The organism is Streptomyces antnestii (assembly GCF_004005495.1).
In the GTDB taxonomy this organism is placed as follows: domain Bacteria; phylum Actinomycetota; class Actinomycetes; order Streptomycetales; family Streptomycetaceae; genus Streptomyces; species Streptomyces antnestii.
In genome coordinates this window covers 89,839-105,173 of the sequence record NZ_RZYA01000009.1, presented here as the reverse complement: position 1 = coordinate 105,173, position 15,335 = coordinate 89,839, and the positions used below count along the sequence as shown (strand labels likewise).

At 71.9% G+C, this 15,335-nt stretch carries 11 protein-coding genes; 8 read left to right on the top strand and 3 right to left on the bottom strand.

Translation table 11 applies throughout. From position 1 onward, the window contains the following. Positions 1 to 272: 272 nt before the first annotated feature. Positions 273 to 1,712 (bottom strand): NADP-dependent phosphogluconate dehydrogenase, encoded by a 1,440-nt coding sequence (gene gndA, locus EOT10_RS20305; protein WP_127829670.1) that lies wholly within the window; start codon positions 1,710 to 1,712, stop codon positions 273 to 275. 176 nt (positions 1,713 to 1,888) lie between these two features. Here gndA and EOT10_RS20300 point away from each other — a divergent pair, with 176 nt between their 5' ends. Further along, entirely contained in the window at positions 1,889 to 2,860 is a 972-nt protein-coding gene (locus EOT10_RS20300; RefSeq protein ID WP_127829669.1) for an acetylxylan esterase, read from the top strand. 131 nt (positions 2,861 to 2,991) lie between these two features. Next, positions 2,992 to 3,954: a M23 family metallopeptidase gene (locus EOT10_RS20295; protein WP_127829668.1), complete on the top strand. Its 963-nt coding sequence runs from the start codon at positions 2,992 to 2,994 to the stop codon at positions 3,952 to 3,954. Here the strand turns inward: EOT10_RS20295 and EOT10_RS20290 are convergent. After that, positions 3,944 to 5,020 (bottom strand): DMT family transporter, encoded by a 1,077-nt coding sequence (locus tag EOT10_RS20290; RefSeq protein ID WP_127829667.1) that lies wholly within the window; start codon positions 5,018 to 5,020, stop codon positions 3,944 to 3,946. The genes EOT10_RS20295 and EOT10_RS20290 overlap by 11 nt on opposite strands. Before the next feature lie 218 nt (positions 5,021 to 5,238). On the opposite strand from EOT10_RS20290, the gene EOT10_RS20285 reads away from it, so the two are divergent. The 6 genes from EOT10_RS20285 to EOT10_RS20260 all read left to right on the top strand — a co-directional run bounded on the left by EOT10_RS20285 (position 5,239) and on the right by EOT10_RS20260 (position 14,531). Further along, entirely contained in the window at positions 5,239 to 5,976 is a 738-nt protein-coding gene (locus EOT10_RS20285) for a (2Fe-2S)-binding protein (RefSeq protein WP_189491844.1), read from the top strand. Between the two features lie 43 nt (positions 5,977 to 6,019). Beyond that, on the top strand, positions 6,020 to 7,183 hold the full coding sequence (gene glgA / locus EOT10_RS20280; RefSeq protein ID WP_127829665.1) for a glycogen synthase: 1,164 nt from the start codon (positions 6,020 to 6,022) through the stop codon (positions 7,181 to 7,183). Between the two features lie 95 nt (positions 7,184 to 7,278). After that, a complete protein-coding gene (glgC, locus tag EOT10_RS20275) occupies positions 7,279 to 8,499 on the top strand; it encodes a glucose-1-phosphate adenylyltransferase (protein ID WP_127829664.1) in 1,221 nt (406 codons plus the stop codon). Between the two features lie 258 nt (positions 8,500 to 8,757). Next, positions 8,758 to 11,109: a GH92 family glycosyl hydrolase gene (locus tag EOT10_RS20270; RefSeq protein WP_127829663.1), complete on the top strand. Its 2,352-nt coding sequence runs from the start codon at positions 8,758 to 8,760 to the stop codon at positions 11,107 to 11,109. Positions 11,110 to 11,311: 202 nt separating this feature from the next. Beyond that, a complete protein-coding gene (locus EOT10_RS20265; protein ID WP_127829662.1) occupies positions 11,312 to 12,727 on the top strand; it encodes a wax ester/triacylglycerol synthase family O-acyltransferase in 1,416 nt (471 codons plus the stop codon). A 286-nt stretch (positions 12,728 to 13,013) separates the two neighbouring features. After that, entirely contained in the window at positions 13,014 to 14,531 is a 1,518-nt protein-coding gene (locus tag EOT10_RS20260) for an SDR family NAD(P)-dependent oxidoreductase (protein ID WP_127829661.1), read from the top strand. Here EOT10_RS20260 and EOT10_RS20255 read toward each other — a convergent pair. Then, positions 14,510 to 15,331 (bottom strand): SDR family oxidoreductase, encoded by an 822-nt coding sequence (locus tag EOT10_RS20255; protein ID WP_127829660.1) that lies wholly within the window; start codon positions 15,329 to 15,331, stop codon positions 14,510 to 14,512. The genes EOT10_RS20260 and EOT10_RS20255 overlap by 22 nt on opposite strands. Between the last annotated feature and the right edge of the window lie 4 nt (positions 15,332 to 15,335).

Genomic DNA, 15,335 nt, shown 5'->3' with positions numbered 1-15,335 from the left:
CTTCCCCCCCGACCCCGCCACCCCACCCACACCGGGGCCCGACGTCCCCGACCCCGGGCCGTTCCCCGACCCGATCCCGACGCCGCCGCCCCCCGCTCCGAAGCCCTCGCCGCCGCCGGTCCCGGGCCCGCCGAACCCGGACCCGGAACCGGCACCTCCCGAGCCCCAGCCGTCACCCATGTAGACGCGGGGCCGACACGAGAGACAGACGCGGGGACAGACGCAGGGGGCAGACGCGGGACGCGACGAACGGGCAGAACTCCTTTCGGACGCTACGCCGGCACCTCGGACCGGTCGCCGCCCCACAGCGTGTGGAACGCGCCGTCGCGGTCCGTGCGGCGGTATGTGTGCGCCCCGAAGAAGTCCCGCTGGCCCTGCGTGAGCGCGGCCGGCAGACGGTCGGCGCGCAGCGCGTCGTAGTACGCGAGTGCCGCGGCGAAGCCCGGTGCCGGTACACCCTCGACCGTCGCGGCGACCAGGACGGCACGCCAGTCGTCCTGCGCCGCGCCGATCTCCCCGGCGAACGTCTTGTCCGCCAGGAGGCTCGGCAGGTCGGGCCGGGCGTCGTACGCGGCGGTGATCCGGTCGAGGAACGCGGCCCGGATGATGCATCCGCCGCGCCAGATCGAGGCGACGGCGCCCAGGTCGATGTCCCAGCCGTACGCCTCGCTGCCCGCCGCGATCTCGTGGAAACCCTGCGTGTACGACACGATCTTCGACGCGTACAGGGCCTGCTCGACGCGGTCGGCGAAGGCCGCCGCCTCCGGCTCGCTCAGCGCGGTCGGCGTCGGGCCCGCCAGGTCCTTCGACGCGGCCCGCAGGTCCGCGTGCCCGGACAGTGAGCGCGCGAAGACGGCCTCGGCGATGCCCGACACCGGGACGCCCAGGTCGAGGGCGATCTGCACGGTCCAGCGCCCCGTGCCCTTCTGCCCCGCCTCGTCGACGACCACGTCCACGAAGGGCTTGCCCGTCGCCGCGTCCACGTGCGACAGGACCTCGGCCGTGATCTCGATCAGATACGAGTCGAGCCGGCCGGTGTTCCACTTCCGGAAGATGCCGGCGATCTGCGCGGGGGAGTAGCCCGCCACGTCGCGCAGGAGCTGGTAGGCCTCGCCGATGAGCTGCATGTCGGCGTACTCGATGCCGTTGTGGACCATCTTCACGAAGTGGCCGGCGCCGTCCGGGCCGACGTGCGTCACGCACGGGGCGCCGTCCTTGGCCTTCGCGGAGATCTTCTCCAGCATCGGGCCGAGCGCGGCGTACGACTCCTCGCTGCCGCCGGGCATGATGCTCGGCCCGTTCAGGGCGCCCTCCTCGCCGCCGGAGACGCCCGTGCCGACGAAGTGGATGCCGCGCTCGCGCAGTGCGCGCTCACGGCGCCGGGTGTCGGCGAAGTGCGCGTTGCCACCGTCGACGATCATGTCGCCGGGTTCCAGGAGCGGCGCGAACTCCTCGATCACCGCGTCCGTGGGGTCACCGGCCTTGACCATGATCACCAGGCGGCGCGGGCGTTCGAGCGCGGCGACGAACTCCTCGGCGGTCTCGGTGGGGACGAAGTCGCCCTCGCCGCCGAACTTTGCGACCAGGTCGTGCGTGCGGGACGCGGTGCGGTTGTGCAGGGCGACCGTGTAGCCGTTCCTGGCGAAGTTGCGGGCGAGGTTGCGCCCCATGACAGCGAGCCCCGTGACGCCGATCTGGGCTGAAGTGCTCATGCCTGTCGCTCCTGAAGTAGAAGGGGATCGTTCCTGAGATGAGGAGTGGTCGTTCCTGAGATGAGGAGTGGTCGTTCCTGCGGTGAGGAGTGGTCGTTCTTGTTCATTTGTAGCGTGGTGAGGCGTAGCGTGACGTTTCGACGCGCCTCTCCGGGGTCTGTACGAAGGAGCCGCCCGTGCCTCACTTCGACCTGCCGCTCGACGAACTGCGCACCTACCGGCCGACATTGGCGCCACCCGAGGACTTCGACACGTTCTGGGAGAAGACCCTGGCCGAGGCGCGGGAGCACGACCTCGACGCGACGTTCACTCCGGTCGACGTGCCGCTCCCCGCGGTCGACATCCTCGACGTCACATACGCCGGATTCGGCGGGCAGCCGGTCAAGGGCTGGCTCGTCCTGCCCGCGGGAACGACCGTGCCCCTGCCCGCCGTGGTCGAGTACATAGGCTACGGAGGCGGCCGCGGCCTGCCCCACACGAACCTGATGTGGGCCGCCGCCGGCTTCGCGCACTTCGTGATGGACACCCGGGGGCAGGGGTCGGGCGGCAGGGTGGGCGACACCCCCGACCCGGTCGGCAGCGGGCCCGCGCACCCCGGCTTCATGACGCGCGGCATCGAGGACCCGCACGACTACTACTACCGGCGCGTCTTCACCGACGCCGTGCGCGCCGTCGAGGCGGCCCGCTCGCACCCGCTGGTCGACGCCTCGCGCGTCGCCGCGATCGGCGGCAGCCAGGGCGGCGGCATCACGATCGCGGTCGGCGGCCTCGTGCCCGGCCTCGCCGCCATCGCGCCCGACGTGCCGTTCCTGTGCCAGTTCCCGCGCGCCGCCACCCTCACCGAGCGCCACCCGTACCGCGAGATCGCGCTCTACCTCAAGGCGCACATCGGCGCCGACGATCAGGTCTTCCGCACGCTCTCCTACTTCGACGGCGTGCACTTCGCGGCCCGCGGCACGGCGCCGGCCCTCTTCTCGGTGGCCCTGGAGGACGAGACCTGCCCGCCCTCCACGGTCTTCGCGGCGTTCAACTCCTATGCCGGGCAGGACAAGACGATCAAGGTGTACACCTTCAACGACCACGAGGGCGGCGGCCCCTTCCACCAGGCCGCACAGCTCGACTGGCTGCCGGCCCGCCTGCGCGGCTGACGCGCGAACTGCGCCTGAGAGAAGCTCTCTTGGTCCGGTTCGACCGCTCGCGGCACGCCTTTGCAGGTCTTGTGATCAGTACGTCGGAGCCGCTAACTTGCCGCTCCTGACGCGTGTCCGAGGGGGCTTCCATGGCCGTACACGGCCGGCATCGCCGGTATCAGCCGAACCGGATCAACCGGGCATCGCTCACCGTCACGGCGGGCGGCGCGGGCATGGCGATCCCCCTCATCGGCGCGGGGGCGGCGCACGCGGCCGACGTGAACACCTGGAACAAGGTCGCGGCCCACGAGTCCGCCGGCCTCACCCGGGGCGGCGAGGCCCACGTCAAGGGCATCACGAACGCCAAGGGCATCAAGAACGTCAAGCCCGAGGTCACCCCTCAGTCGACGGCGGGCACGGCCGAGATGTACACCGTCGTCAGCGGCGACACGCTCTCCACCATCGCCGAGTCCCATGAAGTACCGGGCGGCTGGCGGCCGTTGTACGAGACGAACCGCCGCACCATCGGCGCGGACCCCGACCTCATCCTGCCGGGACAGCGGCTCGCCCTCCACCCCTCGGCCACACCGCGTGACCCCGCTCCCCACCGGAGTGACCGGCCCGCCGGGAAGACGGCAGGCCACCGTCACAGCCGCACCGACACGCCCGCGCCGAGCGGGCAGCGGACGGGGAAGCCGGCCACGGCCCACGACGTCACCGCCCCCGTCACGGCGAGGATCGGCACCCCGTACCACGCGACGGGTTCCTCCTGGTCGAAGGGCTACCACACGGGCGTCGACTTCGCCGTGTCCACCGGCACCACCGTCAGGGCCGTCGCCGCCGGCCACGTCGTCTCTGCGGGCTGGGGCGGCTCGTACGGCTACGAGGTCGTGATCCGGCACGCCGACGGCAAGTACACGCAGTACGGGCATCTCTCGGCGCTGAGCGTCAAGGCGGGGCAGCGGGTCGTCGCGGGCCAGCGCATCGCCCGCTCCGGCTCCACGGGCAACAGCACGGGCCCGCATCTGCACTTCGAGGTGCGGACGGGGCCCGGCTTCGGTTCCGACATCGACCCGCTGGCGTACCTGCGGGCGCACGGCGTCAGGATCTGATGCGGTCGTCGCGGGGCCGGGGCCACTCGTCGTAGTGGCCGGTCCGGCCCTTCTTGTGGCCGCGGCGGAACGCGGTGTCCCGCGCGAGGGCGTCGACGCGCCGGGTCAGCGGCTCTTCGCCGGTGACCGTGCGCGACGACGTGGTGAGCGGCTCTTCGTCCGTGACCGTGCGCGACGACATGGTGAGCGGCTGGGCGGGCATCGCCGCGACGACTTGCTCTCCCGCCGTCCGACGGTCTCCGCTGATCCGCTCGGTGGTCAGCAGGATCAGGCCGCCCGCGGCGACGACACCGCAGCCGAGCGCGAGCGCCGTGCCGGTCGCGCCGTAGCGGAACGACTCACCGAACAGCGTGAGCCCGACCGCCGCCGCGACCACCGGGTTCACCACCGTCACCGTCGCGAGCGGCGCCGCGAGGCCCGCGCCCCGGTACGACGCCTGGGACAGGAGCAGGCCCGACGCGGCCAGGACCGCGATCACCACGAACGTCGGGAACGTCGCCAGCGAGCCGTCCTCCGTCCACTCCACCGCCACGGACTTCGTGAACACCGACGCGATGCCGAACGCGACACCGGCCGCCCCCGCGAGCAGCACGCTGCGCACCACGGGATGACGGTGCACGGCGTGGGCGAGCGTCATCAGGGCGAGGATCGTGCCGCCGGTCACGACGGCCACGAGGAGCCGCTCCCCGCCCTCGAAGTTCTTCTCGGACGCCGGTCCCGTGAGGGACAGCAGCCCGGCGAGACCCACCGCCGCCATGATCGCCCCGCGCCAGGCCGTGGCACCCGCCCCGCGGTGCACGAACAGGGCCGCCATCGGCAGCGCGAACACGATGGTCAGCGCGCCCAGCGGCTGCACGAGGCTCAACGGCCCGTAGGCCAGGGCCGCCACGTGCAGAAACGCGCCCAGGCCGTTGAGCACGACCGCGCACCACCACACCGGGCGGCGCAGCGGCGCGTACGTGTGCTCGGGCGTGGCCACCGCGACCCGCTCCTGCAGGATCGCCCCGCCCGCGTACGCGATCGCGGACATCACGGAAAGCAGCACGGCCAGCGTGAGTGCGCTCATGAGGGGCTCCCCACTGCGCGGCGCACCCCGCGGCGCGGCGGACGATCCAGTTCCATACCTCTACGATCTCTCTTTCCGGCGCTCCCGTCGTCGTACCTGAGCACGCACCGGGTCCTACTGCCGATGGAGTACGAACCCGTGCCGGCCCTCCACCCGGTGGGGGAGCCGCCGCGCACCCCACCCGTGACCTGCGGACGCCTACTTGCTGTACTGAGGCCGTGACAGCACCCATCGACCTGCGCGAACTCGGTACCCTCGGGCCATTTTTCGCTCTGCGTGACGCGAGTTGCGCGGAGAGTGGCCTGGTGACTCTGGGGCGTGCCTATCAGACCGGCGCCGTCGACCGCGACCCCCTCGGGTTCCGTGTCGGGAAGGTCGCGCGGGCACTCTCCGTGGCCGAGGAACGCGTCGCCGTGTCCGTGGCCCAACTCGGGCTCGCGGCACGCCTTTGGTCGGTGTCGCTCGGCAGCGCCGCCCTCTTCGGGCGCGTCCCGGATCTCGACCCCGCGCTGCTGCGCTGGGACCCGGACGCGAGCGCGCCCGACGACCTGTTCCTGGCCGCCGGCCCGCGAGACCTCCCGGCCGACGGCGCGAGCCTGCGCGCCCTCGTCCTGGACCGCCACCTGGAACCGCTGTCGGCCGCGCTGCGCGCCCGCCACCGCGTCTCGGCACCCCTGCTGCGCGGCAACGCGGGCTCCGCCCTCGCCGGCGCCGCCCGGGAGATCAGCCGCTGGGCACGGCGCGCCGGACGCTCCGACATCGCCGCCCGCGCCCGCCTCCTCACCGCCGAACTCTTCGAGGACCCGCGCCTCGCCGGGACCGGCACGCGCACCGGATCCGCCTTCCGCCGCACGAGCTGCTGCCTCTACTACCGCGTCCCCGGCGGCGGACTCTGCGGCGACTGCTGCTTCGAGCGGCCACCGCAGCACTCTTCCCCACCGGCCGCTTCTGGGTGACCATGAAGGAGCGCCGGGAACGTACGGACGACGGGGGTTCTGCATGAGAGTAGGGCTGCTGACCCGGGAGTACCCGCCGGACGTCTACGGCGGAGCGGGCGTCCATGTCGAGTTCCTGGCAAGGGAGTTACGCCCACTGGTCGACCTCGACGTGCACACGTGGGGCGAGGGCGGCGCCGAGGGGCTGCGACGCCACCGCGCCTGGCAGGCCCTCGACGGGGCGAACGACGCACTGCGCACCTTCTCCGTGGACCTGTCCATCGCCGCCGCCCTCGAAGGCCGCGAACTCGTCCACTCCCACACCTGGTACGCCAACCTCGCGGGCCACCTCGGCAAGCTGCTGCACGGCATCCCGCACGTGGTCACCGCCCACTCCCTCGAACCCCTGCGCCCCTGGAAGGCCGAGCAACTCGGCGGCGGATACGCCCTGTCGGGCTGGGCGGAACGCACCGCGGTCGAGGCGGCCGACGCCGTCATCGCCGTCTCCGGAGCCATGCGCGACGACATCCTGGCCTGCTACCCGGCGATCGACCCGGCGAGGGTCCGCGTCGTCCACAACGGCATCGACTCCGCCCTCTACCGCCCCGACCCCGCCACGGACGTCCTCGACCGCATCGGCGTCGACCAGGACCGCCCGTACGTCGTCTTCGTCGGACGTATCACGCGGCAGAAGGGCGTTCCTCATCTGCTGAGGGCGGCCAAGGCGCTCGATCCGTCGGCGCAGCTCGTGCTGTGCGCCGGGGCACCCGACACTCCCGCCATCGGGCAGGAATTCCGCACTCTCGTCGACGAGTTGCGCGCCACACGGGACGGCGTCCACTGGATCCCGCAGATGCTGCCCCGTACCGAAGTGGTCCAACTCCTCACCCACGCGAGGGCGTTCGTCTGCCCGTCGGTGTACGAGCCCCTCGGCATCGTCAACCTGGAGGCGATGGCGTGCGGCACCGCCGTCGTGGCCTCGGCGGTCGGCGGCATCCCCGAAGTCGTGGACGACGGGGCGACGGGACTCCTCGTGCCCTACGAGGAACGGGACCCGGACACGTTCGAGAGCGGGCTCGCGCAGGCTCTGAACCGCCTGGTGGACGATCCCGCCGAGGCGGCCCGCATGGGCGCCGCCGGCCGCGAGCGCTCACGGCGCGAGTTCGGCTGGGACACCGTGGCCCGGCGCACGGCCGACGTGTACGACGAGATCCTCAAGGCGAGGTAGACCACAGAGGGAGGTAGACCTCGGAGCGAGGTAGGCCTCAGGGCCAGGTATTCCTCGAAGCGACAGAGAACCTCAAGGTGAAACTGGGGGCTGGGATGCGCGGTGGACCTTCGGTGCTCGGGATCGTACTGGCCGGCGGTGAGGGCAAGCGGCTGCTGCCCCTCACCGCGGACCGGGCGAAACCGGCGGTCACGTTCGGCGGCACGTACCGCCTCGTCGACTTCGTCCTCTCCAACCTCGTCAACGCGGACATCCTGCGGGTCTGCGTCCTGACCCAGTACAAATCGCACTCCCTCGACCGGCACGTCACGACGACCTGGCGCATGTCGAGCCTGCTCGGCAACTACGTCACCCCCGTGCCGGCCCAGCAGCGCCTCGGCCCCCGCTGGTACCTCGGCAGCGCGGACGCCATCCTGCAGTCACTGAACCTGGTGCAGGACGAACAGCCGGACTACATCGCGGTGTTCGGCGCCGACCACGTGTACCGCATGGACCCGCGCCAGATGCTCAAGCAGCACATCGAGAGCGGCGCGGGCGTCACCGTCGCGGGCATCCGCGTACCCCGCGCGGACGCCTCGTCGTTCGGCGTCATCACCCCGGCGGGCGACGGCACACGCGTGGACCGCTTCCTGGAGAAGCCCGCCGACCCGCCCGGCATCCCGGGCTCGCCGCACCAGGTCTTCGCCTCGATGGGGAACTACATCTTCACGACGAAGACGCTGATCGACGCGTTGCAGCAGGACGCGGAGATGCCCAACTCCGTTCACGACATGGGCGGTTCCATCCTGCCGATGCTCACGGACCGGGGCGTCGCCCAGCTCTACGACTTCGAAGGCAACCACGTGCCCGGCGAGACGACCCACGAGCACGGCTACTGGCGGGACGTCGGCACCCTCGACGCGTACTACGAGGCCCACCTCGACCTGCTCTCCGACAAGCCCGCCTTCAACCTCGACAACCGGCGCTGGCCCATCTACACCCACCCCGGGCAGCTGGCCCCCGCCAAGTTTCTCGCCGGCGGCATCGCGGGTCAGTCGATCGTCAGCCCGGGCTGCGTCATCCGCGGGCAGGTCACCCGTTCCGTCCTCTCCCCGGGCGTCACCGTCGAGGAGGGCGCCGTCGTCCAGGGCTCCGTCCTGCACGACAACGTCCGGATCGGCAGGGGCGCCGTCGTGCGCGGAGCCGTCCTCGACAAGAACGTGGACGTCCCGCCGGGAGCGACCATCGGCGTCAACCCGGAGCGGGACGCGGAGCTGTACACCGTCTCCAAGGGTGGCGTGATCGCGCTCGGCAAGGGGCAAGTGGTCGCCGGCTGACGCGAGTCGACAGCTGTGGGGTGGGGTGGCGGTCCCGGCCGCCGCCCGTGCCCCGCTCACCCACCCACGCCCCGCTCACCCACACGCGCGTACGCCTCATCCGACACGTCCGCAACTCTTGACTCGTCCGCGCATGCGCCAGAAGAATGACCGCGCTGCGTCGTGACAACGTTGTCCAGAACCCCGCCAGAACTTGCCAGAACTCACCAGAACTCGCCAGAACTCCGGGACTTCACGATTCGAGGAGGCGGTCTCGCCATGAGATGGACCCAACGGCTGCGCGGAGCGGGGACGGCGGTGGCGGCCGCCGCGCTCCTGGGCGGGGCGCTCGCCGTGCCGTCGGCCCAGGCGGCGGACCCCGGCCCCGGCCGGCTCACCGACCTCGTCAACCCGTTCATCGGCACCGAGAACGAGGGCAACACCTACCCGGGCGCCGCCGTGCCGTTCGGCATGGTCCAGTTCTCGCCCGACACCGGGCACAACACCGGCTACGACCACTCCCAGAACCACATCCGCGGCTTCTCCACCGTGCACCTGTCCGGCGTCGGCTGCGGCCTCGGCGGCGACCTGCCCGTACTGCCCACCACGGGCGACATCACGACGACGGACTACGCCAAGTACGCGGCCGAGTTCAGCCACGACGACGAGAAGGCGAGCCCCGGCTCGTACAAGGTCGGCCTGAAGACGGGCATCGAGGCCGAGCTGACCGCGACGAAGCGCACCGGTGTGCAGCGCTACACCTTCCCCGCCACCGACAAGGCCAACGTCCTCGTCAACGCGGGCCAGTCGCTCCACAAGACCCTGCGCACCAAGGTCGAGATCCTCGACCGCCGCACCGTGCGCACGGCCATCACCGGCAGCGGCTTCTGCCAGGACACCAAGCCGTACACGGTCTACACGATCACCCGTTTCGACCGGCCCTTCACCACCTCGGGCACGTGGAAGGGCGACACCGTCACCGAGGGCTCCAGGGAGTCGGCGGCCGGCGGCGAACGCAGCGGCGCGTTCCTGCGCTTCGACACGACGAAGGACCGCACGGTCGAGGCGACCACGGCGATCTCGTACGTCGACGCCAAGGGCGCCGCGCTCAACCTCCGCTCCGAGGGCGGCCGTTCCTACGACCGCGTCGAGCAGGCGGCGCAGGCCGCCTGGGAGGACCGGCTCGAGGACGTCAAGGCGCAGGGCGGCAGCGACACCCTCCGGCGCACCTTCTACTCGTCCCTCTACCGCTCGTTCCTCGCGCCGAACATCGGCAGCGACGCCGACGGCCGCTACACCGGCTGGGACCAGAAGATCCACCGGGCCAAGGGCTACACGTACTACCAGAACTGGTCCCTGTGGGACACCTACCGCACCCAGGCCCAGCTCCTGTCGCTGCTCGCGCCGCGCGAGTCCCGCGACATGGCGATCTCCGTCATCAAGATCGACGAGGAGAGCGGCTGGCTGCCCAAGTGGGGCTACGGCACGGTCGAGACGAACATCATGACCGGCGACCCGGTCACCCCGTTCCTCACGAACGCCTACCAGCAGGGGCTGCTCAAGGGATCCGAGGGCTACGCGGAGCAGGCGTACCGCGCGCTGAAGAAGAACGCGGACGGGGTGCCGCCCGCCGACTCGGCGCCGGTGGGCCGCGAGGCCAACAAGGAGTACATCGCCGGCGGCTTCGCGCCCTACGTCAAGAACCGCGCCCATGTGAAGCCGGGCGACTCCGACTACGACCACGGCGCCTCCGCGACCCTGGAGTACGCGCTGTCCGACGCGATGCTCGGGCAGATGGCGAAGGACCTGGGCCACGAGGACGACGCGGCGCGGTACACGCGGAGGGCGCAGAACTACCGGAAGATCTTCGACAGTTCGACCGGCTTCTTCCGCGCGCGGGACGCCGCCGGGAACTTCACGGGCCCGGCCGACCCCGCCAGGAGCGAGGGCTTCCACGAGGGCACGTCGTGGCAGTACCAGTGGCTGGTCCCGCAGGACCTGCCCGGCATGGTCGGCCTGATCGGCGGCACGAAGGCGGCCAACGACCGCCTGGACTCCTTCTTCGCCTACGACCAGCTGGTGAAGGACCCGGCGAGGACGGCCCGTGAGGTGTGGGTCAACGGCCCTTACGACTACTACAACGCGGACAAGTACAACCCGCAGAACGAGCCCGACCTGATCGCGCCCTACACGTACCTGTCGACCGGTCAGCCCTGGAAGACGACCGACGTGGTGCACGGCGCGCTGACCCTGTTCACGGACACCCCGACCGGCATGACGGGGAACGACGACCTGGGCACGATGTCCGCCTGGAACGTCCTGTCGTCGATCGGCGTCTTCCCGGTCCAGCCCGGCACGGACACCTGGGGCCTCTCGACGCCCGTCTTCGAGCGGGTCGACCTGACCCTCGACCGGCGGTACTACCCCGGGGGGCACCTCACCGTGAAGGCTCCGGGGACGTCGGACTCGGCGCGGTACATCCAGTCGGCCCAAGCCGACGGGACCGCTTTCGGGAAGACGTATCTGACGACGGACGACATCCGCGGGCTGCGGGTGCTGTCCTTCACGGTCGGCGACAAGCCGTCCGCCTGGGGCACGTCGGCCGACGCGGCACCGCCCGCGCTGCGGTAATCGCCGCCCGCGCTGCGTAGTAGCCGCCGAAGCAGCGGACGCGGCGTCACATGCGCCACCTACGCACCATCAGACCCGCCTCTTCACCGAAGAGGCGGGTCTTAATCTGTTGTTTACTGTGCGTAGCTTGATCGTACTTGACCGTAATCACTGGACAACGGTTGACTGCCCTCATCCCGTCGTCGACGTGAGAGCGGCCTCAGTGAAGTCTCAGCACTCGCAGCAGTCCCAGCACTCTCGGCCCACGCAGAGCCCGGACCTCCTCGCACCACTCGACCTGGCGTTCTGGAACATCGAGACCGCCGAACACCCCATGCACCTGGGCGCGTTGGGGGTGTTCGCCGCGGGGTCGCCCGGCGACGCCCAGCACGCCGCGGAACTCCTCGCCGCCCGGGCCGCCGGCGTTCCCGGCCTGCGGATGCGCATCAGGGGGGTGCGGATCCCCGTCGGCGGCGCGGCCCGGGAGCCCGTCCCCGACTTCGACCCGCTCGGCCACGTACAGCTCGCGCAGCCCACCGCCGACTTCCACGCGGCGGCCGGCGCCCTCATGGAGCGCCCCCTCGACCGGGCCAGGCCCCCCTGGGAGGCCCACGTCCTGCCGGGCGCCGACGGCACCTCGTTCGCCGTCCTGTTCAAGTTCCACCACGCGCTGGCCGACGGACTGCGGGCGCTCACGCTCGCCGCCGGCGTCATGGACCCGATGGACCTGCCCCCCTCCCGCCCCGCGCCCGCCCCCGAGGCGCCCCGCGGCCTGCGGCTGCCGTTCCCCGGCATGCGCGACCTCCGGCTCGGCGACCTCGACCCGCGCAAGCTGCCCGGCCTCGTGCGGGAGAGCGCGTCCAGCGCCGTCACCGCGCTCGACATCGGCGCCTCCGTCGTCCGCGCCACCCTGGACGTGCGCTCCTCACCCGCCTTCTCCTCGCACCCCACGGGCACCCGGCGCACCGAGGGCGTCGTCCTCGAACTCGACGACGTGCACCGGGTCCGCAAGTCGGTCGGCGGCACCGTGAACGACGTCCTCATCGCCGTCGTCGCCGGAGCCCTGCGGCGCTGGCTCGACGAACGGGGGGACGGCAGCGAAGGCGTGCGGCCGCGCGCCCTGATCCCCGTGTCGCGGCGACGGCCCCGCACGGCCCACCCCCAGGGCAACCGGCTCTCCGGCTATCTGGTCAAGCTGCCCGTCGACGAGGGCGACCCCCTCGCCCGGCTGCGCTCCGTCCGCCGGGCCATGGACCACAACAAGGACGCGGGCCCCCAGCGCGGCGCGGGCGCCGTGGCCCTGCTCGCCGACCACGTGCCGCCGATCGGCCACCGGATCGGCGGGCCCGTCGTCGCCCAGGCGGCCCGGCTCCTGTTCGACATCCTCGTCACGAGCGTGCCGCTGCCGAGCCTCGGCCTTCGGCTCGGCGGCTGCCCGCTCACCGAGGTCTACCCCCTCGCGCCGCTCGCCCAGGGCCAGTCCCTCGCGGTCGCGGTGTCCACGTATCGGGGGCGCGTGCACTACGGCCTGGTCGCCGACGCGGCGGCGGTCCCCGACCTGGACGTGCTCGCGACCGGGATCCGCGCGGAACTAGCGGACCTGGTGCGGGCGTGCGAGGCGGTGGAGCGGCCCGTCTGACATGAGCGGGTTGCCGTCCGGCGGAAGCGGGCGGGCACGTCTGACGTGAGCGGGCGGCCCGGCGTGTGCCCGGGACCGTCCGGCGGGCCCTCCGACTGCTGTGGATCAAGGTGTCGATCAAGGTGTGGATCAAGGTCCGGGGCCGGCGCTCCCGGCCGGGTCCGTGAGCGGGATAAACTTCCCACTTGGCGGAGTGTCGACGGGGGTCGTAAGGTTCCGCCTTTTGGGAGCATCCGCGGTCACTCACAGCACGCCGCGGTCCGAGTGACACGAGGAACGCAGCGGCATGACGATGACAGAGGACACCCCGACGGGCGCCACGGGTGCCACGGTGGCGCCCGAAGGGCCGGAGTCGTTCGGCCCCGGGATCGACCCGGAGCGGCTCGCCGTCTGCCTGAGCGTGCTCGACGAGCTCGACAAGCTGGACGTCGACCACCCGGACGCGATCCAGGTCAGGCGCGCCACCGCCGGGATCTACCGGACCGTGAAGCAGCGCCGCCGCCAGGATCGCCGCGCCGCGAAGACCGCCCACGACAAGGCCGTCACCGAGGCGACCGCGACCGGCTCCGCCGAGCGCATCGACGACGAGACCGAGGGCCTCCTGCCGTCCTCGCGCGTCGAGGAGGGCAAGCTCGCCGGGATACTCCAGCGCCCGCGCTCCTGCTACACCTGCAAGACCCGGTACGTGGAAGTCGACTACTTCTACCACCAGCTCTGTCCCGAGTGCGCGGCCCTGAACCGCGGCAAGCGCGACGTCCGCGCCGACCTCTCCGGCAAGCGCGCCCTGCTCACCGGCGGCCGCGCCAAGATCGGCATGTACATCGCGCTGCGCCTGCTGCGTGACGGCGCGCACACGACGATCACCACGCGGTTCCCCAAGGACGCCATCCGCCGCTTCAAGGCGATGGACGACTCGGCGGACTGGATGCACCGCCTGGAGGTCGTCGGCATCGACCTGCGCGACCCGGCGCAGGCCGTCGCCCTGTCCGAGCAGGTCGCCGAGCAGGGCCCCCTCGACATCCTGATCAACAACGCGACGCAGACGGTACGCCGCCTGCCCACCGCGTACGCCGCCCTCGTCGAGGGCGAGAGCGCGCCCCTGCCGGCCGGTGAGCTGCCCGCCCACCACGTGATCGGAGCGTTCAACTCCGGAGCGGTCGACGGCCTCGCCGCGCTGCCCGCCGGGATCTCCGGCATCGACGCCCAGCAGGTCGCCGACCTCGCCCTGGTCGCGGGCAACGCCTCCGTCGCCCGGCACCGCGACGGCAGCGCCATCGACGCCGGCGGCCTCGTCCCGGACGTCGTCGACAGCAACACCTGGGTGCAGACCATCGAGCAGATCTCCCCGGTGGAGCTCCTCGAGACCCAGCTGTGCAACTACACGGCGCCGTTCATCCTGATCAGCAAGCTGCGCCCGGCCATGGCCGACGCGGCGAAGAAGGCGTCGAGCGGACGCGCCTACGTCGTCAACGTCTCGGCGATGGAAGGCGTCTTCGGCCGCGGCTACAAGGGCGCGGGCCACCCGAACACGAACGCCGCCAAGGCCGCGATGAACATGGTGACGCGGACCAGCGCCCAGGAGATGTTCCAGAGCGACGGCATCCTCATGACCTCGGTCGACACCGGCTGGATCACCGACGAGCGACCGCACTACGACAAGCTGCGCCTCGCCGACGAGGGCTTCCACGCCCCGCTCGACCTGATCGACGGCGCCGCCCGCGTCTACGACCCGGTCGTCCGCGGCGAGGCCGGCGAGGACCTGTACGGCGTCTTCCTCAAGGACTACGCGCCCGGCAAGTGGTAGGACCCCGGCCGGTGGACGGCGTGCGCGGCGCCGCCCGGTGACGCGGCGCGCACCCGCGTACCGCCGTCCACCAGCAGATCCGTACCGGTGACCCAGGACGCCTCGTCCGACACCAGCCAGCGCACCGCCGACGCCACATCCTCTGGTCGCCCGATCCGCCCCAGGGGCAGACCCGCCGCCACGGACTCCCCGGCGCGCTCCCACACGAAGCGCGCCATCTCCGTGCGGACCAGGCCGGGCGACACCGAGTTGACCCGCACCAACGGGCCCAGCTCGCCCGCGAGTTGCTGCGTCAGATGCAGCAACGCCGCCTTGCTCGTGCAGTACGCGCCCAGGTTCCGGCCGACATGTGCCGCGCCCTCCGTGCACACGTTCACGACCGCGCCGCCGTGCTCGGACATCCAGGCCCGCCAGGCGTACTGCACGAGCCGCAGCGCCGCCTCCACATTGACGGTGAACGCCTCGCGCCAGTCGTCCGGATCCGCCTCCATCAGCGGTCCGTACGGCTGGTTCGTCGCCGCGTTGTTCACGACGATGTCCAGGCGCCCGAACGCGTCCATGGCGCGCTCCGTCACCTCCCGCAGATGGGCGGGATCCGCGACGGATCCGGCGAGCCCGGTGGCCTCGGCGCCCAGGGCGCGCAGCGCGTCGACACTCCCGCGCACACCCTCCGGGTCACGCGCCGTGACGCACACCCGCGCCCCGGCCTCCGCGAGCGCCACGGCGACGGCGTGCCCGATCCCGCGCGAGGCCCCGGTCACCACGGCCACCCTGCCCGCCAGAGAGCGCTGAGTATCCATGCGC